This is a genomic window from Fictibacillus sp. S7, from assembly GCF_004127935.1.
Taxonomy (GTDB): domain Bacteria; phylum Bacillota; class Bacilli; order Bacillales; family Fictibacillaceae; genus Fictibacillus_C; species Fictibacillus_C enclensis.
Map to the genome: position 1 here is coordinate 646,107 of NZ_QJKL01000001.1, position 20,006 is coordinate 666,112.

At 44.0% G+C, this 20,006-nt stretch carries 22 protein-coding genes; 14 read left to right on the forward strand and 8 right to left on the reverse strand.

Translation table 11 applies throughout. The features are described from left to right. Positions 1-31 precede the first annotated feature (31 nt). Positions 32-463, reverse strand: coding sequence for a DUF4395 domain-containing protein (locus DMO16_RS03350; RefSeq protein ID WP_129475326.1), 432 nt, complete (start codon positions 461-463; stop codon positions 32-34). A gap of 147 nt (positions 464-610) precedes the next feature. Here DMO16_RS03350 and DMO16_RS03355 point away from each other — a divergent pair, with 147 nt between their 5' ends. The 6 genes from DMO16_RS03355 to DMO16_RS03380 all read left to right on the forward strand — a co-directional run bounded on the left by DMO16_RS03355 (position 611) and on the right by DMO16_RS03380 (position 4,017). Beyond that, on the forward strand, positions 611-892 hold the full coding sequence (locus tag DMO16_RS03355; protein ID WP_061970486.1) for a hypothetical protein: 282 nt from the start codon (positions 611-613) through the stop codon (positions 890-892). 79 nt (positions 893-971) lie between these two features. Continuing rightward, positions 972-1,517 (forward strand): GNAT family N-acetyltransferase, encoded by a 546-nt coding sequence (locus DMO16_RS03360; protein ID WP_129475328.1) that lies wholly within the window; start codon positions 972-974, stop codon positions 1,515-1,517. Positions 1,518-1,610: 93 nt separating this feature from the next. Further along, on the forward strand, positions 1,611-1,853 hold the full coding sequence (locus DMO16_RS03365; protein WP_061970480.1) for a transcriptional regulator SplA domain-containing protein: 243 nt from the start codon (positions 1,611-1,613) through the stop codon (positions 1,851-1,853). Between the two features lie 15 nt (positions 1,854-1,868). Further along, on the forward strand, positions 1,869-2,900 hold the full coding sequence (gene splB, locus DMO16_RS03370; RefSeq protein ID WP_129475330.1) for a spore photoproduct lyase: 1,032 nt from the start codon (positions 1,869-1,871) through the stop codon (positions 2,898-2,900). 151 nt (positions 2,901-3,051) lie between these two features. Then, positions 3,052-3,519 carry a DinB family protein gene (locus DMO16_RS03375; RefSeq protein ID WP_241840427.1) on the forward strand — a complete coding sequence of 156 codons (468 nt, stop codon included), beginning with the start codon at positions 3,052-3,054 and terminating at the stop codon, positions 3,517-3,519. 189 nt (positions 3,520-3,708) lie between these two features. Next, positions 3,709-4,017 carry an MGMT family protein gene (locus DMO16_RS03380; RefSeq protein WP_061971659.1) on the forward strand — a complete coding sequence of 103 codons (309 nt, stop codon included), beginning with the start codon at positions 3,709-3,711 and terminating at the stop codon, positions 4,015-4,017. Between the two features lie 45 nt (positions 4,018-4,062). Here the strand turns inward: DMO16_RS03380 and DMO16_RS03385 are convergent, their stop codons facing one another. Both DMO16_RS03385 and DMO16_RS03390 read right to left on the reverse strand, forming a co-directional pair. After that, positions 4,063-4,242, reverse strand: a complete 180-nt coding sequence (locus DMO16_RS03385; RefSeq protein WP_129475334.1) for a hypothetical protein — start codon at positions 4,240-4,242, stop codon at positions 4,063-4,065. Beyond that, positions 4,194-6,296, reverse strand: a complete 2,103-nt coding sequence (locus tag DMO16_RS03390) for a molybdopterin oxidoreductase family protein (protein ID WP_129475336.1) — start codon at positions 6,294-6,296, stop codon at positions 4,194-4,196. Before DMO16_RS03390 ends, DMO16_RS03385 begins: the two co-directional genes overlap by 49 nt. 232 nt (positions 6,297-6,528) lie before the next feature. On the opposite strand from DMO16_RS03390, the gene DMO16_RS03395 reads away from it, so the two are divergent. Next, entirely contained in the window at positions 6,529-7,269 is a 741-nt protein-coding gene (locus DMO16_RS03395) for a L,D-transpeptidase family protein (RefSeq protein WP_061970469.1), read from the forward strand. 133 nt (positions 7,270-7,402) lie between these two features. Here the strand turns inward: DMO16_RS03395 and DMO16_RS03400 are convergent, their stop codons facing one another. Genes DMO16_RS03400 through DMO16_RS03420 form a run of 5 tightly spaced genes read right to left on the reverse strand, consistent with a single transcriptional unit; the run spans position 7,403 to position 11,321 of the window. Continuing rightward, positions 7,403-7,747 (reverse strand): MaoC/PaaZ C-terminal domain-containing protein, encoded by a 345-nt coding sequence (locus DMO16_RS03400; protein ID WP_129475338.1) that lies wholly within the window; start codon positions 7,745-7,747, stop codon positions 7,403-7,405. Then, complete coding sequence (locus DMO16_RS03405) at positions 7,744-8,139, reverse strand: FAS1-like dehydratase domain-containing protein (protein ID WP_129475340.1); 396 nt, start codon at positions 8,137-8,139, stop codon at positions 7,744-7,746. Before DMO16_RS03405 ends, DMO16_RS03400 begins: the two co-directional genes overlap by 4 nt. Further along, complete coding sequence (locus DMO16_RS03410) at positions 8,136-9,230, reverse strand: acetyl-CoA C-acyltransferase (RefSeq protein ID WP_129475342.1); 1,095 nt, start codon at positions 9,228-9,230, stop codon at positions 8,136-8,138. The genes DMO16_RS03405 and DMO16_RS03410 overlap by 4 nt, the downstream gene beginning before the upstream one ends. Further along, complete coding sequence (locus DMO16_RS03415) at positions 9,226-10,695, reverse strand: AMP-binding protein (RefSeq protein ID WP_129475344.1); 1,470 nt, start codon at positions 10,693-10,695, stop codon at positions 9,226-9,228. The genes DMO16_RS03410 and DMO16_RS03415 overlap by 5 nt, the downstream gene beginning before the upstream one ends. Before the next feature lie 47 nt (positions 10,696-10,742). Further along, positions 10,743-11,321, reverse strand: coding sequence for a biotin transporter BioY (locus DMO16_RS03420; RefSeq protein ID WP_129475346.1), 579 nt, complete (start codon positions 11,319-11,321; stop codon positions 10,743-10,745). 204 nt (positions 11,322-11,525) lie between these two features. Between DMO16_RS03420 and DMO16_RS03425 the strand changes: the two genes are divergently transcribed. The 7 genes from DMO16_RS03425 to DMO16_RS03455 all read left to right on the forward strand — a co-directional run bounded on the left by DMO16_RS03425 (position 11,526) and on the right by DMO16_RS03455 (position 19,933). Next, positions 11,526-12,578 (forward strand): anthranilate phosphoribosyltransferase, encoded by a 1,053-nt coding sequence (locus DMO16_RS03425; RefSeq protein ID WP_129475348.1) that lies wholly within the window; start codon positions 11,526-11,528, stop codon positions 12,576-12,578. 118 nt (positions 12,579-12,696) lie between these two features. Next, positions 12,697-13,005, forward strand: a complete 309-nt coding sequence (locus DMO16_RS03430; RefSeq protein ID WP_129475350.1) for a DUF4870 domain-containing protein — start codon at positions 12,697-12,699, stop codon at positions 13,003-13,005. Between the two features lie 275 nt (positions 13,006-13,280). Then, a complete protein-coding gene (locus DMO16_RS03435) occupies positions 13,281-14,963 on the forward strand; it encodes a NucA/NucB deoxyribonuclease domain-containing protein (RefSeq protein ID WP_164988841.1) in 1,683 nt (560 codons plus the stop codon). A gap of 117 nt (positions 14,964-15,080) precedes the next feature. Continuing rightward, positions 15,081-15,302, forward strand: coding sequence for a spore germination protein (locus tag DMO16_RS03440; RefSeq protein WP_061970440.1), 222 nt, complete (start codon positions 15,081-15,083; stop codon positions 15,300-15,302). A gap of 95 nt (positions 15,303-15,397) precedes the next feature. Then, the gene (locus DMO16_RS03445) at positions 15,398-16,951 is read left to right on the forward strand and encodes a PucR family transcriptional regulator (protein ID WP_276203852.1); all 1,554 of its coding nucleotides are present in this window, start codon (positions 15,398-15,400) and stop codon (positions 16,949-16,951) included. Positions 16,952-17,107: 156 nt separating this feature from the next. Beyond that, a complete protein-coding gene (locus tag DMO16_RS03450) occupies positions 17,108-18,571 on the forward strand; it encodes a CoA-acylating methylmalonate-semialdehyde dehydrogenase (protein ID WP_129475354.1) in 1,464 nt (487 codons plus the stop codon). A gap of 15 nt (positions 18,572-18,586) precedes the next feature. After that, positions 18,587-19,933: an aspartate aminotransferase family protein gene (locus DMO16_RS03455; RefSeq protein WP_129475356.1), complete on the forward strand. Its 1,347-nt coding sequence runs from the start codon at positions 18,587-18,589 to the stop codon at positions 19,931-19,933. Positions 19,934-20,006: the final 73 nt, after the last annotated feature.

Here is a 20,006-nt window from a genome sequence, read left to right on the forward strand (position 1 = left end):
CAGCCAATGGCTGTTTTTTTGTTGTTTTATTTTAACTTTTAGCTCGTTGTCTTCTGTACTTGAATTGCAGCCATTGAAAACGGATAAAGCAGCCGATGCAAAACCCAAGAATGGCAATAAATGCGGCGGCAAATACCATGCCGGTGAATACATAGGCGGCTGTCTGCCATTTCAGCAGGTAAGATAGATAGGAAAGGAAGAGACAAAGAACGGCAATTTTTTGATTAAACTGTTGTTGGTCCCAGTCTTCTGGAATATAAGAAGAAAGCGGTTTGGTTAAGAAACGTTTACCTAACTGCATGATCGGGTTATAACGAAATAAAAGTCCGGACAATCCTGCAGCAAGTGGAAGGAGCAGCAACCAATAGGCTCCGGTGATCCAGACAGATGCCACCGACAAAACGATAAACCATTGATTGAGCTTTACTAAGGGTCTGGGAATGGAAATAGGGTGTTCTCGCATATATAAATCCGACCTTTCGCATAGGAATATAATTAGTATACAGTAACAAGGAGAAAGTGTGAAGTAAAGCAGATAATCTGAAAATTTTTCGAAATATATGAATAATTAAACCGAAGAACGTCTATTATGTATATAAGGAGGCGCATAATGAAAAGATTCGTAGATTTTATATGGGATGGACTCACATTACAGCACATGAATTGTAACCGTTTTATGATGTTTTATGTAGTTCATTATGTTCTTTTATTTTTATTTTCCATAACGCTGTTTATCTTATCACTCGGCGTGCTTCTGTTATATAAAACCTTTCATATAGCCCCGCCTTTTGGCATTTGGGCAGGAATACTGGTTTCAGCCATGTCTATGTGCTGTTTTCCAATTATTGGGACGGCAGCCGTGAAACGATTATCAAAGGTTTCACACGTCTGAAAGGTACAAGCTGCACTGGACACAAAATTTATAACTCCCTATTCTATAGATAGACTTATATAGAATAAGGAGCGAAATAATGGGAAAACAAACAGGGACCAACATCTACATACGCCCTTTTACAGGGGATGATTCGGAAGCACTGCTTGACTTGGAACAAAGGAACAGACACTTTTTTGAAAAGTTTTCAATGGCACGTTCGGATGAATTTTATACACTCGATTACCAGCAATACCGAATCAACGAATTTGAGCAGTGCCAGAAGAATGATGCGGGATATGACTTTGGAATCTTTTTACAAGATGGAAAACTGATCGGTACGATAAGTTTATTTCACGTGATGCGTGGTTCACTCCAGAGCGCTTTCATTGGCTATTTTCTCGACAAGGAACAAAACGGCAAGGGATATACAACGGAAGCCGTTAAGCTCATTTCGACTTACGCGTTTAATAAAGTGAATCTGCACAGAATTGAAGCGGGAGTCATGCCCCATAACATCGGATCGATTCGTGTGCTGGAGAAAGCTGGATTTCATAAAGAAGGATTGGCCGTGAAAAATGTAAAAATCAATGGCAAATGGGAAGATCACGAAGTGCTGGCCCTTATTAATCCAAATGACGAGTAAAAGCCTTTCCTTTACGGAAGGGCTTTTTTGACATAAAAAATGGATGTGAAGGCAAGGATAAAATGGACAGCGAACATGAAAGGAGGAGTACTTATGGAAAAAAGAGAGTACAAAGCAGGAGACCAGGTATTTGTGATATATCGAAATCCCCACACGCCAAACGTGGCGAATATCACAGAGGCTGAAATAGTCCGGCATCCCGAGAACGAACAGCAATTGGCTTTATTTCTGCATGAGTCATATCATCTATTGGCAGAGGATGACGCAGTTTATGATACATATGAGCAAGCCGAGGAGAAATATAAAGAAATCTTTGATTATGATCAGTATCAGTAAAAGGATGTGTCCTCATTGAAGAATAAACCTTTTGTTCCTCAGCTTGTATATATTGAACCAAGAGCATTGGAGTACCCCCTCGGTGTAACCCTTAAAAAGAAATTTGAAGATATGGGCCTTGAGATTCGGGAAACAACGTCCCATAACCAGGTCCGAAACATCCCGGGTGACACCGATTTTCAGAAATACCGGAATGCAAAATCCACGCTTGTGATAGGTGTGAGAAAAACGCTTAAATTTGACTCCTCCAAGCCATCTGCCGAATACGCCATCCCATTTGCAACCGGCTGCATGGGCCATTGCCATTATTGTTATTTGCAGACGACCATGGGAAGCAAGCCGTATATCCGCACATATGTCAATGTGGAGGAAATATTGGATCAGGCACAGCAATACATGGAAGAACGGGCTCCGCAAATTACCCGGTTTGAAGCTTCTTGTACTTCGGACATCGTGGGTATTGACCATTTAACCCATACGTTGAAGCACGCGATTGAGTATTTTGGCCAGTCAGAGCTGGGCAGATTGCGTTTTGTCACCAAGTTTCATCATGTCGATCATCTGTTGGACGCGAAACACAACGGGCGTACACGGTTTCGGTTCAGTGTGAATGCCGATTATGTGATTAAATATTTTGAACCGGGAACCTCACCGCTTGATCTGCGGATTGATGCCGCAAGAAAAGTGGCGGAGGCCGGCTACCCGCTTGGTTTTATTGTTGCGCCCATCTATATCCATGAAGGCTGGCAGGAGGGCTATCGCGAGCTGTTTGAAAAACTCGATGCCGCCCTTCCACAAAGCGCAAGAGACGACATCACGTTCGAATTGATTCAGCACCGTTTCACGAAACCCGCCAAACGCGTCATTGAAAAAAATTATCCGAAGACAAAGCTTGAAATGAATGAGGAAGAGCGGCGGTATAAATGGGGAAGGTATGGAATCGGAAAATACATTTACAGCAAAGAGGAAGAGCAAGCATTGCGTGAAAGTCTGGAATCCGATATTGACACCTATTTTCCCAACGCAAAGATTGAATATTTTACATGAGTAGCAGCCAGGCCTTGTTAACCAGGGCCTGGTTTTTGTATTGTTGCAAGGAAAAAAGGGGGACACGTCGAAATAAAAGCTGGAAGACCATGACAACGATTGATTCAATATTTTTGGAAAGTGAGTGAGACAATTGAGTGGAACAAAAGAAATGAAAGAACTTCTACTGAAAGAACTTGAACTGATCGTCAGAACCTCCTCAAACCTGATCGAAAAGATATCCCCCAACCATCTGGACTACAGGCCCCGTGAAAATATGCGTTCCTTGCATGAAGTGGTGCTGCATCTGGTTTCGGTTCCGTCCACCGATCTCCTGATCCTCCAGGAGAAACCTGAGGAAGACATTCGGGAACTTGAAGCAAGCCTGTCCAAGGAACATGATCCGGCGCAGTGGACGGGATTAATGAAAGAAGGACTGCTTGAGGTCACGCGCTATATGGAAAGCCTTGGAGATGAAGATTTTTTGCATAAAGAAACAAAGGCCTTCTACTTGGATCATGGGACGGCCCAGGCGAAATGGCTGATTGAAATTGTGACCCATGCCCAGCACCACCGCGCCCAGCTGTTTAACTACATGAAAGAACAGGGGTATGACATCAACATGTTTGATTTATATTAAAAGCTTGATCCTGGAAATTTCATTAATAGGGAGGAATGATACCGGTGACGGAAACCTGGGATCATGCAGACTGGGCGGACGCCAAATTTAAGTAATGGACAAAAATAAGATTAATTTAACCGGTACAGCTAGGGTCAGCTGTGCCGGTTTTTCATGTACACTATAGAAAAAAGGATGTAGGGGAAAATGATGAAGTTTACTGATGAGGTAGTAAGTGTTATAAAAAGTATTCCAAAAGGCAAGGTAATGACGTATGGCCAGATTGCAAAGCTCGCTGGCAGTCCAAGGGGAGCAAGGCAGGTCGTCCGGGTTCTTCATTCCATGAGCAAAAAACATCAGCTTCCGTGGCACCGTGTCATCAATGCGAAGGGTGAGATTGGGTTCAAGGATGAAGAGATGTTTGCGGTCCAAAAACTGTCTTTGGAAAGTGAAGGGATTGCAGTGAGTCCTGAGGGTAAAATTAATTTGACGGTTTACCAGTATTGGCCAGAATGTTAAAAAGGATGTACACCCCATACCGGAATGTACATCCTTTTTGATTAATTATGTGCGTTTCTTTTTATATCTTTCAATCACATGCCGCATGCCTTCTTCGAGCAAATCGTTGGCCGGACGGTCAAGTCTGGCAGCCAGGGACTTAATTTCTTTGTAGAGGGACTGGCTGAGTGTGGTGTTTACATTTTTTCGGTCATCATTTTTTGGCCGGATCCTGCTTTGGTACATGATATCCTCCCGAGAGAAATTTTTTCGATACTGATTCTGCCCGAAAAGAAGGTGGCTCCCCCTCCCATATCGGCGATCCGGTCTGGGGTCAGGGAATTGACCAGCTGTTTGGTTCCAGGCAGGTCTGCCCATAGCCCCATCGTTACCGCTACGCCTGGCAAAACATTTTCTCCAACTGCAGCATGAAGCTGACATTCCCCACGGTCGTTCCAGATACGGATCAAGTCTCCATTTTCTACGCCCAATTCAACGGCATCACGGGCATTCAGATGGACTTTCGGCTCTTTTTCCAGCTGGATATGCTTATCGTTATTACTAAAGGTTGAATTTAAAAAGTTGTGATTCGGCCCCGGCACAAACAGAAAGGGATGATCTCCGTCTTCCGGCAGCGGAATATAGGTCGGTAGCGGTGGATAGCCCTCGCGTTCCATCTGTTTGGAATACAATTCAATTTTACCGCTTGGGGTGGAAAGCTTTCGCGAGAACAGCGGGATATTCTTGGATTTAACAAACTTTCTTTTTTTTAGTGTCCGCAGGCTAATATCCTCCACATAAGGATTGGCCGGGTGTTCAAAAGCCTGTTCGATCATTTCTTCGTCTGAATCTTTAAATGCTTGATCATCAAACCCCATGGCTTCAGCAAGGAGACGAAACACGTCGGGATTTGACTTGCTTTCTCCATACGGCATTATGACCGGCTCTTGCAAATGAGCGTGTTTATGCCAGTAGGAGGTGTAAAAATCGGTATTTTCAAATGAAGAGGTGGCAGGCAGCACAATGTCTGCATAGGCAGCGGTTTCGGTCAGAAAGAGATCGTGAACCACTGTAAACAGATCCTCCCGCTCGAATCCTTTTCTTACCTTGTTTCCTTCAGGTGCCACAACCACCGGATTGCTGTTATACACATACAATGACGAGATGCGCGGTTCCGCTTCCAGAAGCGCACTGCCGATTTGATTCATGTTAATGATCCGGGTATTTTTGTTCTTCAAAAGGTCCGGACGCTGCACAGCAGCTGTGTTATGGGACAGATAGCTGGAATTGGATTTAATGGCACCGCCGCCTTTTTTTAGCCATTGCCCGGTTACGGCAGGCAGGCAGGCAATGGTGCGTACAGCCATTCCGCCGTTGTCATGATGCTGCAGGCCATTTCCGATCCGGATGAACGAAGGAGAGACCGTTCCATACTCAAGTGCGAGCTTTTTCAGATCATCTGCAGAAACGCCTGTAATGGCAGCTACAGTATGCAGGTCATATTGCTTAACATGTTCGATCAATTCTTCATAACCTGTGGAAAACTCTTTTAAGAAATCCATATCGGCCATGTTGTTTTCAAAAAGAAAGTTCATGATGCCAAGGGCCAGCGCACTGTCTGTTCCAGGAAGGATTGGAATAAACCAGTCAGCAAGAATACCCGTCCGGTTTTTGTGAACATCAATCACGATAATTTTTGCTCCGTTTTTCCTTGCTTTTTGGGCGAGTGCCACCTGATGCATATTCGTGCTGACGGCATTGATTCCCCAAAAAATAAACAGCTTGGCATGGACGGTGTCCATAGGGTCAATGCCGAAACCACCGCCCATTGTGTAACGGTAACCAACCGATCCGGCTACAGAACAAATGGTTTGATCAAGCCGGCTCGCACCAAGCCGATGGAAAAAACGCCGGTCCATCCCCTCGGCACTTAAAATCCCCATGTTTCCATAAAAGCTGTAGGGGAGAATGCTCTCAGGCCCTTCGAAAGCTACAAGCTCTTTCCATTTGGACGTAATCGTATCAACCGCCTCATCCCAGCTGACCGGTTCAAATTCCAGGCTTCCTTTCGGGCCAATTCTCTTAAGTGGAGTTGTCAGCCGCTTCGGATCATACAGCCTCTCAGGCATATTCCTTACTTTATTGCAGATCTTGCCCTGTGTGACAGGATGGTCCGGATCTCCTTGTACTTTTATGATTTTTCCGTCTTTTTTATGAAGAAGCAGACCACATTGGTCGGGACAGTCAAGCGGGCATACAGAAGGAAAAATACCATTTTCCTTTGTCGTATATGTGCTCATTGGTTACTCCTTTCGAAGCTCATAGTTGCCTTTGTAAGTTGATATTCTCTATATTATCAATGAATTTGAACAAAATGAAAAGGATTCTTTAGAAAAAAGCATAGATAAACGAAAAGCAGAATTTTAACGCAAACGACATCTTTTTGTAAAATTTGTAATCTATTCCAGTGGATGATGCATATGATTTATTGTTTGGCAACAAACAGCAAATCTTATGTAAGGAAGGGAATCCATGAAAAAATTTGTCGTGCTTTTGTTAACGTTTAGCTTTCTTCTGTTCTTTGCCCACCCGGCCAAGGCAGCAGCCGCCAGCCAATTCATTATCATCAATAAATCGAAAAATGAATTGGCGTACTATGAAAATACCCGGCTCAAAAGTGTATTTAAAGTGGCGACCGGAAGACAAAAATCTTACACACCGGAAGGAAAGTTCAAAGTTGTAAACAAAATTGTAAACCGGCCCTATTACAGTGGCCACATTCCAGGGGGAGATCCCAGAAATCCACTCGGAAACCGGTGGCTCGGATTGAACGCCAGGGGAACATGGGGCACCACTTATGCCATCCATGGAAACAACAATGCTAAGTCAATTGGCACCTATGCAAGTGCAGGCTGCATCCGTATGTACAATAATGAGGTGCAATGGCTGTTTACGAGAGTAAAAGTGAATACACCTGTAGTCATTGTGAGCTCAAGCAAATCGTATGATTCCATCGCATCGGCCTATGGCTTGAAAGGAAAGGGGTCATCACTGCCGGCCTATTCCACCGGCACCTTAAAAAAGGGAAGCAAGGGCGAGGCAGTGAAGGAATTGCAAAAGCTCTTAACACAAAAGGGCTACAGCACCAAAGGAATCGATGGCGTCTTTGGCAAAAATACAGATTCTGCGGTTCGCAAGTTCCAAAAGGTGAAGAAGCTGAAGGTGGATGGCCTTGTAGGTCCGGCGACCAAGAAAGCGCTTGGTATGCTGTGAGGAATGAGAATTATAATTTGGATTTCATAAAAGCCAAGAGACTTAAAAAAGTCTCTTGGTTTTAGATATTGATAAAACAGGGAAATGAAAAGAATATTGCATCTCCACCTTCTTAGTGGGGAAACAGGCATTTTTATAGAAGAAATACTGATCCTTTTATGACTTTCTTGTCTTCACATTCTCCTGAAACATTGATGCTGTTCTCGGTTTGGTTGATGTGGAGCGTTATTTGATTCCCTGTAAAAACTGGAGCTGAAAAGCTGAAATTATAGTCTGTTATAACATCGCAGGGTGAAAGAACTTCATTGGAAAGCACGCCGAGTACTTTGGAAATGGTTAACATCCCGTGAGCGACTTTATCAGTAAACCCATGCTGTTTTGCTGCATCGATATCCAGATGAATGGGATTATTATCTCCTGAAATGACAGCATATTGTTCAACATCTTTTTCAGTTATTTGAAAGGTGAGTACACTCATGATAACTCCCCCGCTACCAAATCAGATATACCTTCAAAGCATAGTAGTCCATTTCCGTCGTAAAGGTAGAGAGTTTGTTGGATAAAAAAATGGTTATGGCGTTCATATTGATCTGTAACTTTTATCACTGCACGATAACGTTCTTCAATAAACATCCTTTGATGCAGAACGCATTTCTGTTTTCGATGGATAACAGGGTCTTGCAGATTCCATGGAATTTCAATCCACTGATAGGCTATGTTTGGCATAGCCGGGGGCAGAGGTATTGTTTTAAATCCATATTCTTTTGCCTTATGGATACTCTGGTAGATTGGGTTTCGGTCCCCCATAAGCTGAACAAACTCTTGAACCTTTTCGTGACTGAACGTAATTTCATGGTCTTCTGTCTTCATGTTACCACCTCTAATAGGATAGCCACGCCGATACCTCCGCCACTCCCGATCGCTGCCAGTACATAGTTAACGTTTTTTCTTCTTTGAACTTCATGGAAAAGCCGGGTCATCATAATACTGCCGGATGCACCATAAGGGTGTCCGAGAGATAATGCTCCGCCTCGAACATTTAATTTTTCATAAGGAATGGTCAGTTCCTTTGAGCAAGCGACGATTTTGGAGGCAAAAGCTTCATTGATTTCAATTAAATCGATGTCTGAAATGGTTAACTTGTTTCTCTGTAATAAAGACCTAATCGCAGGGATGGGTGCTGCACCGGGGTACTTTGGATGAATACCAGCCACCTCACTATCCATAAATCGTAAAACAGGCTGCAACCCGTTCTTTTTTGCTGTGTTTTCTTCCATAATAAGGACAGCAGCCGCTCCGTCATGGATCCCGCAGCTGTTAGCGGCTGTAACCGTACCGTCCTTTTTAAATAGAGGCTTCGCCCTCTGTACGAGAAGCTCCATCTTTCTTTTTTTGAGAAACTGTTCGTCCTGGCTGATTGTGCCGACCGGAATGATCTCTTGATCCAAATATCCTTTATCAAAAGATTCCCAGCTTCTTTTATAACTCAATAGCGCATATTCATCTTGAACTTCTTTTGAAATATCGTATTTTTCCGCCACGTTTTCTGCGGCAGCACCCATATCGGGATCACCAATGTGATCGGGGGCGAATCTGGCTCTGGCAGAGTAGGTGGAGGTGCTGGAGCTTTCTGCACCACCTGCAATGTAACACTGTCCAGCACCTCCTTGGATCAGGTACGAAGCCAGTCGAATGGCTTCCAGTCCCGCACTGCATTGGCGGTCAATGGTGAGACCGGTAAGTGAGAGGGGAAGTCCAGCTTCTAATGCGGAAACCCTGGCTACATTTCCACCCGGCCCGACGACATTTCCCAAAATAAGATCATCGATTTTTTCCTCGACCCCAGCCGCTGTATATTTTAGAACGGGAGCCGTAAGCTCATGTATGGGAATGTCCTTAAAGATTCCACCTGCTTTTCCGATCGGAGTCCGAATAGCTCTTACAATAACCGCTCTTTTAATGATGGCTCACCTGACTTTCAATCTGTTTCACAAGGTCTGCGCGAGCGATCTTTCCGCTGGTTGTATACGGCATTTCATTTAGAAAGAACCATTTTCTCGGAATCTTGTAAGAGGACAAGTGCTTTTTGCAAAACCTCTTTAACTGCATTTCTGTCAGATTATTTTTTCCTTTAATTACAGCTGCAGTCACCTGGCCCCAATAAGAATCGGATAAACCAATGATTGCTACTTCTTCAACATTCGGATGAACGGAAATAACCTTTTCAATTTCCTCAGGAAAAATATTGATTCCACCATATAGAATCATGTTTTGTTCACGACCTGTGATGTATAAAAAACCATCCTCGTCAATATAGCCCATATCATGGACTGTAGCCCATCCCTCATCATCCTTAATAGTTTGAATGACTCCTTCTTGATCAAAGTACCCTGCTATCATATAATTGCTTCTGACGTATATTTTCCCGGTGGAATATGGTTTTACAATTTCCTGATCCTCATCACGCACTTGGACTTCGACTCCGTAACAAGGTTTTCCTACTGTTCGATCCTTCTGCATTCCTTCTTTTTCGGAAAGCACTGAAATAAAGCTCAGTTCACTGGCTCCATAAAATTCATACAGAGACAGTTCAGGAAACCTTTGCCTGAATTGGATTTTGGATCTTTCATTCCATTTGGCTCCGGATGAGATGACTTTTAGCGGTTTATTGATAGATATCGTTTCTTTCAATAATCCTTCAATCATCGTTGGAACGACATAGACGGCTGTAATGGGAAAGTTGTTTGTCCATGATAAAACCTTTGCAGTGGAGAACTTTTCTAATAAATAAACTGTCCCGCCCAAGTATAGTGTGCTTACAGCCCCATACAGAAAATGAGAATGGATTAAGGCGCCAGGAATAAGTACATGATCGGTTTTATTTAATTCAAAATCAATGCGATTGCAATCAAAGCTGGCGCTCCACGATTCCTGAGAGCGAATAAAGGCTTTGGGGCTTCCGGTGGTTCCGGATGTAAAACCAATATAAAACGGAAGGTCATCTTCTGGCTCCCATTCAAAGGAGGTGCTACATTGAGAGATGTTGTGTAAGCAATCTTGCAGCACCGTCACATTTGGTATCTGATGTTTTATTTTTGAGTATATCTCTCGTGTGGTTACAATGAGAGAAGGGCTTGAAAGATGAATTCGTTGTTTTAGTTCTGTTAGATTCCATTTTAAATCATAAGGAACAGCAATCCAGCCGGCCCTGCAAGCTCCGAGGAACATTTGTAAAAAAGGGATGTCATTTGGCAGCAGGATGCCGATGGTTTTGGTTTCTGAGGGAAGGGCATGCAGCCAGTTGGCCGTCTGATTAATTAACACGTTCCATTTTTTATAACTGATTTGTTGGTTAGTGGTATGAATTGCCGTTTGGTCGGGGGATAATTTTGCGAAAGAGTCATAGGTTTCTGTAATGAATCGCACAATGCACTGTCCTTTCAAAAAAGAGACACAATACGTGTCTCTGGTAGTTAACTATTTTTAGAAGCATGATGGATATAACTTGTTGCCAATGAGCGGGAGAAAAAAGGGTTTTTTCTAATTTTGTAGACTAAAAGCGACGCAAGGACTGCTTTTATTACATCCCCAGGTATATAAACGAGGCTTAACTTTACAGCAGCCAAAACCGGTATATCCATCATGAAGGCTTGAACGGGAATTCCAATGGCATAGATGAGCAGAATTCCAACTGTTAAATTAATGAAAATAATATGTTGTACTTTTAATGGCTGTAAACGGGATAATAGATATCCGATACAAAAGGCAGTAATCGGATATGAAATTAAATAACCTGCACTCGGTCCTGCAAATACACTTAAGCCCCCTCTGCCTCCAGAAAGAAGTGGCAGCCCGGCAGCGACTATCACCAGGAAGAGAATTTGACTGGTTGCTCCTAATCTTGCACCGAGTAAACCTCCTGCAAGAATAACACCAAATGTCTGGAGTGTAATAGGGACTGGTGTAAAAGAAAGCATAATTGGCGGAACCAGCCCGAGTACTCCCATAACTGCTGCAAATAATGCTACATAAGTAATTTCAATCACTTTCATCTGGTTGTCTCCTTATGTTCATTTTATTATAACAACTTTATGGTAAGGGATTCTTATTTCTAATGTCAACTTAATAATTATTAGGGTTAACATATAAAGCGAATTATACTGTATGACCGTTATTCTTTAAAAGAAACGGTTGCCCTATCTTTGAAAGAAATGAGATAATTCTAAAATAAATTGAGAAGAGAGGTGGCGCGTGCCATGCAAAAATGGATCAAAGAAGTAGGACGGGGAAAAAGAGGAGCGAAAGACCTTTCCTATGAGGAAGCACTCGAAGCAGCAAAGTGTATTACTTCAGGTGAAGCCACTGAAGCACAAATGGCCGCTTTTTTAATGGCGGAACGGATAAAAACCGAGAGTCCGGATGAGCTGCTGGCTTTCATTCATGAATTCAGGAGACATACTCAGCGGCTTGAGGAGCCCAGAGCCGCAGGAGGCATACTGGATTGCGGAGGTCCGTATAACGGCCGCAACTCGTTTGCGGCTACGATACCCGTCAATATTTTACTGTCACAACAGGGGCTTCCTGTATTTTTGCATGCCAGCGAATCACTTCCTCCCAAAAACGGGACTTCGCTAAAAACGATACTGGAAAAGCTTTCCGTTCCTGTTGCACAGACAAAAGGTGAAGTTCTAACAGCGCTCGAAGCTGTGAATATTGGTTTTGCATGGACGGACAAGCTTTGCCCTCCGCTGGCTGACTTACGAAAAATCCGTGAGGAATTGGGTGTTCGGACCATCATGAATACCGTGGAAAAGCTCTTGGACATGTCAGGGGCGAATTCCATCATTCTCGGTGTTTTTCACCGAACAGCGGTAAATAAAATTGTTCCGAGTCTTCAACAATTAAACTATGAAAGAGCTTATATCGTTCAAGGAGTGGAAGGTTCAGAGGATCTGCCTGTTCATCGAAGCAGCTTTATTTATAACATCAGCACGGAATCAAGCGAGTCCATCATTATTGACCCGTCAGATTACGGTTTGAAGCATGAAAAAGAACTCAACAAAGAAGTGCTGAGTGCAGATGAACAAGCAGGTTTGATGACACAGCTCCTGGCAGGAGAGCAATCGGATGCTTTGTTGCCATACCGGAACCAAGTGGTACTGAACGCAGGGCTGCGTTTCTATTTGTTGGGCCATACACCTACCATTGAAGAAGGAACCCAACTGGCTGACCGCCTGCTATCGCAGAAAAAAGGGGAAGAACAGCTTATCCTGTGGCGAGGGGTTTTACAGGGGTCTATCGATTCCTGAGGATTTTCTAAGCCTTAAGGCGTAGCAAATTTCAGCCTCAGGTTCAGTTACAAGACTTCATAACTTGTATATGATATGAGTATACAAAGTATGAAAGTCAAGGAGAGTATGGTAATATATGGAAAATAAAGGATTGCGTATTTTAATTCATGCGAGCACCTGGTTTGCGCCGATTGTGGTGCCGCTTATCATTTACTTGCTCATTGCCGACCGCGAAGTGAAAAGCCTGGCTCTTCAAGCATTGATCTTTCACTTTGTGATTGGAATATTAATTGGTATATCTGCGTTCCTGTCCTGGGTGCTCGTTGGGATTCCATTCCTGATCATCTTCGTGCTGATGGCTATTATTGCACCAATAATGGGTATCGTCCGGGCATTGAACGACCGTCATTTTCAGTATCCTATCGTAGGATCCTGGATCAATTAATAAAGGTTAAAATGCATTTTTCCTGAAAAGGGAAAGATGCTTTTTTTTATGCCATTGGTCGTTCTTCCATATGCCTAATGAGAATGGTTGTATCATTATACGAATAGGAGGTTGGAAGGGTTTTCTATGGGAAGTATTGTAAAGAGTTACATTTTTATAGTAATATGACAGCGATTTGGAGGGGGATTAAAGGGTACTGTTAGGCAAAAATGCATAGGAATCATCATCTTTTGGCACCTCTTATTCCAAATCAAAATAAAAGAGGAGGTAAAGCAATGGCCAGATTGATCAGGCTTCCCGTTTCTGCTGTTCTCTTGATATTTTTGATCACTGGGATAGCTTCACCTGCAGCAAATGCACAAGCAAACGATAAAGGAGGAGGGTATTGGATCAGTAACGACCAGGCTGAAAAAGCGGAACAGCAACTGAAAAAAGGTAAATCACTTGAAAAATACGGCGAGAAACAGGTGCAACAAAAGAGCGACGAAGGACAAAAAAGCTTGAATGAAATCCAGACAGAAGACAGGAATGCAAGTACTTCATATGAATCACCAATGGGTCCACCGGTATTTACAGCGCTTGGCTGGGAACCCCCACCCTTCAACTATGATCATATCAACACGGTTGAGGAGTGCCGGCGGAGCCCTGACAGCGGATCAAGTACAGGCTATATTAAAAATCGCTATTCGTTCTGCTGGTCCCATGTGGCTACCTATCAGGTGCCGCGGTCATGCCGTTTTGGTATTTGCTCCTATGATGGAGTGCAAATCCAGTTTACCGAGATTGGATTCGGTTCCAATCAAAGCCGAAAGATGAGGATTTATTACAGCATTGACGATATTTTTGTGACCAACCCATCATTGAACGGAGCCAAATTAAAAATTGATTTTGACTGCGAGGCGAAGATAAATCCGGGAGACTGTAAGCCCGATCCGGATACACCACCAGTCGAACGTACCATTGCGCAATGGAAAAATGTCAACTATGGTTTGAAAACCTTTCTATCTGATGCTCCATCCCCAAGCGACATCAATCCCGATCAGGTGGGGTATATGGATTTCTCTCCCAAGCTGACCATTAAACATGCACCCAAAAAATTTACGAAAACAATTGAAGGAATCAAACAGCGCGTCCGCTTTGATTCTGCAAAGTATATGTTTGCCTTCCCGGATCAGCATTTTTGGCAGGGAGCGATTTTCAGCCGGGCAGATCCCATCCTGAATGTTCCGATTACAGATCCGGCATTCACTCCTCTGAAAGAAGCGGGAGAACATTGGAAATTCGCCATGGATCATCCCGAGGAGACAAAGCCGTATGTGCTGGGCAAGAAAATACCAGGTGCCGTTGGGAAAATGCCGCTTACTCGCATGTATACGAAAAGACATCCGGATGAATATGCAAAAAACAGAAACAAAACCCGCGCTGTCTGCAATAAGGAATTTAAGGATGAAGACCGGACCGGAAAGGAATGCGATGAGTTTCCATTCGCGTCGACGTGGGAAGGTTCAGCTATGAACGGACAGGATTGGTTCTCTGTCCGCCTGATTTCTAAGGAATCCAATAATGCGGCAGGAAGGTGGCTGGGTGCCTGGTATGCCTATGACCGCATTCTGGACAGGGATGCGTTTAACGTGCAAGTAAAAGCACCGGTCAAAGTGGCGACCATCTCGTCTTATGGAACCCCCAAACCCGGACAGGACCATCGATCCAGCGATAACTTTGAGATTGGTGATATCCCTGCATATGCTAACAAGCTCGAATGGAGGATTACTTCAGGGCCAGCCGGCGCCAAATTCGATGTGATGCATGATGACAGTTTTGGCATCGATGAAACTATTTTTAATGATTTATCTGAAAAATCAAAAACAGATATCAAAAAAATGAAAGACCTTTACATCGCCAATCCGGAAAATACAGGTGGCCAGGAATTTACGGTTGAAATTTACGCCATTCCGTAAACATATCATTAAGATAAAACCATGGCTCATATTCATTGGGGCCATGGTTTTAATTTGTTGTGGAGTTTCCACCATTACCTACATAAGATATCCTACAAAATCAAGGGGGCGTTTGACATGAGTGCGACTGTGGGATCGATTGATATTAAAAAAATCCATCAAAGCTCAGTATTAAATTTTGGTGATGCCAAAGTGATTCAGCCAAAACGAAGCGAGAAATCGTATACCGGCTCAGGATTTGGCAACACCGGAAATAATATTGCTACCCATACGTATTACAGTGAAACACGGACATTTGATAATGATCAGGTTGATGACAATGGCAATACCAATGATTAATAGCGAAATAAAAGAGGATTTATTGTAGACTAAAAGAGTGGATAGTATAAATATTGATCCAGGAATGAGGTGCCACTATCGTTCTACATCTAAAAATCACAGTTTCTGATGTCTTAAACAGAGAAATGTTTGAAAAAGCCATTGTGATTGCCGGAGAAAATGGATTAAACCGGCTGATTAAATGGGTTCATGTGATGGAAGTGACACAGATTGGCAATCTCTTGAATGGAAATGAATTGATTCTGTCAACAGGAATGGCATGGAAAAATGATGAAGCTGCCTTTTTGTCATTGGTGCAAGAACTGATCGAACATAATGTTTCGGGATTATGTATTGAACTGGGGACTCATTTGAAGGAAGTACCGGCTAAAGTGATGGACCTGGCTGACAAACATGGATTTCCGATCATCGTATTTCAGGAAGAAGTACGCTTTATCGACATTACACAAGATCTTCACACCTACCTGATTCAGCAGCATTTTCAAATGATATCAGAACTCGAAGCCTTTTCTCAAGAACTGAACAGGCTTCTGCTTGGCTCTGATCCTCAAGCCTTGATTTTGAATCATCTCCATGAAACGGTGAAATCACAGGTGATCTTTAAGTGCGGCCAGCAAAAAGAATTGTGCGTTCCTGTTCTTCAGGAACAAGAGAAAAATGAGTTTTTTCACAAGATTAAATCAAACAAGGAGGAAGGCAAGCAGATCAGGCAGCCGATACAGGCGCTCGACCACCAGCTGGCCGAGCTGATTCTTTTCTCCGAAAATCGACCCTTTACAGAGCTTGATGTTCTCCTTGCTGACCGAACGGCCACCGCGCTGGCCAACCAGCTGCTGCGTGAAATGTATGCGGCAGAAAAAAGGAGGGCAGAAGAGAACAGCTGGATGCAGGAATGGCTGGAAGGAAGGCACCGCGAAGACGAGATTGAAAAACATCTTTCCTTATTGGGGATGAAAGGTAAACATCAGGGAGCAGCGGTATTTTGTGTAGAGCTGCAGCAATGGGAGGCCGGGCTTTCTGAAAATCAGTACCCCTACATACAAATTATTGTTCGGTCAGCGTTTGAACCACTTGGATTTTATATTCTTCCTTATTCCAAAAGGGAGCAGCTTATTTTCATCATGATCAACCTTAAAGAAAAACCAACGATGAAAGAAAGGCTTCTTCAAGGAATCAGGCAAGCAAGACAGAATCAAAAACTGCCTGCTGTGCATATGACAGCGGGCAAACTCGTCAGTCAGCTGAACGGCATGAATAAAAGCTATGATACCGCTCAGAAGGCACTGCGCCTGCATAGAAAGCTAGCCGAAGGAAAAATAAGTCCTCTTTACGATGAATTGCACATGTATAGGCTTATTTCCATGATCCGGGAAAGGGACGAGCTTCATGATTTTGTGAACGACTATTTACAACCGGTTATTGATCATGATGCCAGGTATCAAACCCGACTGCTAAAAACCTTAAAATTTTACCTTATGTGCAACGGATCCAAACAGGAAACAGCAGGACACCTTTTTATTGTCAGACAGACCCTTTATCATCGAATAAAGCAGCTGGAAGATTTACTTGGAAGCGACTTTATGCAGCCTGGAAAGAGGCAGGCCATTGAATTTGCGGCCATGGCCCATGAATATTTGGAACTGGAGTAGAAGACCGGCGATGAGCCGGTTTTTTTAATTTACCATAATGTATAGCAATATCCACCCATCATTTTACACTTTGTCTAATGAAACAACACCATACTATCGATATAATAGAGTTGGAGTTGGAAAGTTTAGAATTTTTAAAAAATAAGGAGTGAGATGATGGCTGTAACAACGAATACGGTGCAAACGCTGAAGAACTTTGTCAATGGACAGTGGATCGATTCCAAGGCAACCGATTTTCTTGAAGTTCCCGATCCTGCAACAGGAATTGTGCTGGCGAGTGTTCCCATTTCAACGAAGGAAGAAGTGGACCTAGCGGTCAAAGCCGCAAAAGCAGCATTTAAAACGTGGCGCAAAGTTCCTGTTCCCAAACGGGCACGGATCCTGTTTAAGTATCAACAGCTTCTCACCGAAAACCATGAAAGTCTCGCACAGCTTGTCGTTAAAGAAAATGGGAAAAGTTACAAGGAAGCGTACGGTGAAGTCCTGCGGGGAATCGAATGCGTCGAATTTGCCTGCGGAGCCCCATCCCTCATGATGGGAGATTCTCTTTCAAGTATCGCTGAAGACATAGATTCTGAAATGTTCCGTTATCCGCTTGGTGTGGTGGGCGGAATTACGCCTTTCAACTTTCCGATGATGGTTCCTTGCTGGATGTTTCCCCTGGCAATTGTATGTGGTAATACATTCGTGCTGAAGCCATCGGAACGCACGCCGATTCTAGCCAACCGACTTGCAGAACTGCTTCATGAAGCCGGATTGCCCCAAGGCGTTTTCAATATCGTTCATGGTGCTCATGATGTGGTCAATGGATTGATCGAGCACAATGAAGTGAAAGCGATCTCATTTGTCGGTTCCCAGCCAGTAGCCAAATATGTGTATGAAAAAGCTGCAGCCCAGGGCAAGCGGGTGCAGGCGCTATCCGGAGCGAAAAACCACCATATAGTGATGCCGGATGCTGAACTCGAAAAAGCCGTGCAAAACGTGCTCAGTTCTTCTTTTGGAAGTGCAGGACAACGTTGTATGGCGTGCAGTGCCGTCGTTTTGGTTGGCCACCAGGATTCATTTGTTGAAGCATTAAAAGAAAAGGCAGATCACATGAAAATGGGATCAGGACTGGATGATGAAGTCCTTTTGACGCCGGTCATCCGCCAAAGCCACCGGGAAAAGGTGCTTTGTTTGATTCAAAAGGGACAGGAAGAAGGGGCAGTTTTGGTACGGGATGGAAGAGAGGACATGGAACGCCATCAGGATGGAACCTTCCTTGGCGCCACGATTTTTGATCAGGTCACTCCTGATATGACAATTGCCCGTGAAGAACTGTTCGCGCCGGTTCTCAGCATTTTGCGTGCGGATGATCTGGACGAAGCGCTGGAGATTGTAAATACATCCCGATTCGGAAATTCAGCAACCCTTTACACTCAGGATGCAAAAGCGGTCCGCCAATTCAGGGAAGAAGCAGAACCCGGCATGCTTGGCGTCAATGTGGGTGTACCTGCTCCAATGGCATTTTTCCCGTTTTCAGGGGCAAAGGATTCCTTTTACGGCGATCTTCATGCGAACGGAAAAGACGGATTGAACTTTTACACACGCAAAAAGATGATCACATCCCGTTTTGTCTAACAGAGAGGAGAATATATGATGCAAACTGAGCAAAAAGATGTGCTGCAGCAAAAGGATGAAAAATATATATGGCATTCCATGAAGCGCTATCATCCTTCCACGATGGTAGTGAAATCGGCAAGCGGTTCATGGATCACAGATCAGGAGGGGAGAAAGTATCTGGACGGGATGGCGGGGCTTTGGTCCGTCAATGTCGGGTATGGCAGGCAGGAGCTGGCACAAGCCGCCTACGACCAATTACAAGAACTCCCTTACTATCCTTTAACGCAGAGCCACCAGCCGGCAGTTGAACTGGGAGAAAAGCTGAATGAGTGGCTGGGCGGAGATTACGTGATCTTCTTTTCAAACAGCGGTTCAGAAGCGAATGAAGCTGCCTTTAAAATTGCGCGGCAATATCATCAGCAAAAAGGAGAGCATGGCCGGCATAAATTTATTGCCCGTTACAGGGGCTATCACGGAAACTCGATGGGCGCTCTGGCCGCAACAGGACAGGCGCAGCGGAAATACAAATACGAACCCCTGGCACAAGGATTTCTGCATGTTACTCCTCCGGACAGCTACCGGCATCCGGATTATCATACACCGGAAACCTTCAGTGAAGAGTGTGCGGGCGAGATTGACCGCGTGATGACCTGGGAACTTTCAGAAACGATTGCCGGTGTCATCATGGAGCCCATCATAACTGGGGGAGGTGTCCTAATCCCCTCCGACAGCTATATGGGCCGGGTAGCAGAAATTTGCAAGAAACATGGAGCCCTTCTCATTTCCGATGAGGTGATCAATGGGTTCGGGCGAACCGGAAAACGATTTGGATTCATGAATTATGATGTGCAGCCTGACATTGTGACCATGGCCAAAGGGATTACAAGTTCCTATCTTCCTCTGTCGGCCACTGCCGTTAAACGTGAAATCTATGAAGCGTTTAAAGGAGAAGAGGAATATGATCATTTTCGCCATGTGAACACATTCGGCGGGAATCCCGCCAGCTGTGCTGTGGCATTGAAAAACCTTGAAATTATGGAAAATGAAAATCTCGTGGACCATTCGAAGAGTCAGGGCGAAAAGCTAATGCAGCAGCTTAGTGAACTTGAAGATCATCCTTTAGTCGGCAACGTGCGTGGAAAAGGCCTTCTGATCGGTATTGAGCTGGTAGAGGATAAGCAATCCAAAACTCCGCTGGATGCCAAGCAGGTCAATGGGGTAATTGCGGCCTGCAAAGAAAAAGGCGTATTGATTGGCAAAAATGGTGATACAGTTGCCGGATACAATAATGTTCTGACACTTGCTCCGCCACTCAATATCAATGATGAAGACCTCGAGATTCTTGGTAAAACGGTAAAAGAAGTCCTAGCGGCATTATAAAGAAACGGAGCCATTGGCATATACCCTGGCGATGGCTCCAACCTGTCGTATGTATTTTACATAGTGTCCATGA